Source organism: Formosa sp. F44, from assembly GCF_056238645.1.
Genome location: NZ_JBWDLJ010000027.1, coordinates 1 through 646, shown reverse-complemented (window position 1 = coordinate 646; position 646 = coordinate 1). Strand labels below are relative to the sequence as shown.

At 30.0% G+C, this 646-nt stretch carries 1 protein-coding gene; it reads right to left on the bottom strand.

Translation table 11 applies throughout. The features are described from left to right. Positions 1–41: 41 nt before the first annotated feature. The gene (locus AC0UBM_RS18360; protein ID WP_475689636.1) at positions 42–401 is read right to left on the bottom strand and encodes a hypothetical protein; all 360 of its coding nucleotides are present in this window, start codon (positions 399–401) and stop codon (positions 42–44) included. Positions 402–646 lie beyond the last annotated feature (245 nt).

Sequence of the window (646 nt, the reverse complement as noted above, 5' to 3'; positions counted from 1 at the left end):
CGCTATTTTTTATATACAATGTTGCCACACGTATTTGTGAGTTATCTATTCAGTTCTATAATTAAAATCAAAAGTCCGAAAATTGTGAAAATTGGCACTAAAGCTTGCACAAAACTAAAAATAAAATCAGCACCGGTTATACTTCTTTTTGCGTTATATTTAGTTGTAAATCCTCCAATCGGTCTTCCTCCAATCATACTTGAGGCAGAGGTAATTATTGGTTTGGTTCCTTTCCATTTTATAAACAAATTCAGAAACAACTTAAAGTATCCGACGTAAATAATTCCGATTGACATTAAAAGCAAAGTCATTCCACGTTCAATATAGAAGAAATCAGATAATTCTAAAATTACTCCAATCAAAGAACATAATCCGCTTGCATATAATGCTTTTGAGTACATTTTTGGGTTCATTAAATCATCCTGAAATGAGAAAATTATCCCACCAATCAAAAATGAAATTCCGAAACATATATATTTAATTATTTCAATATTATTCAATCCAGCGTGATTTTCTTATATGTGTGGCAACGTTTATGTGTATCTTAAGTTAGCCTTATCAAATATAAGTTATAAATTAAGTATCAATCAGAAAGAACAAAAAGAGAGGATTAAGGTTATTTTGTGTATTGAGACTGCGATCTCGT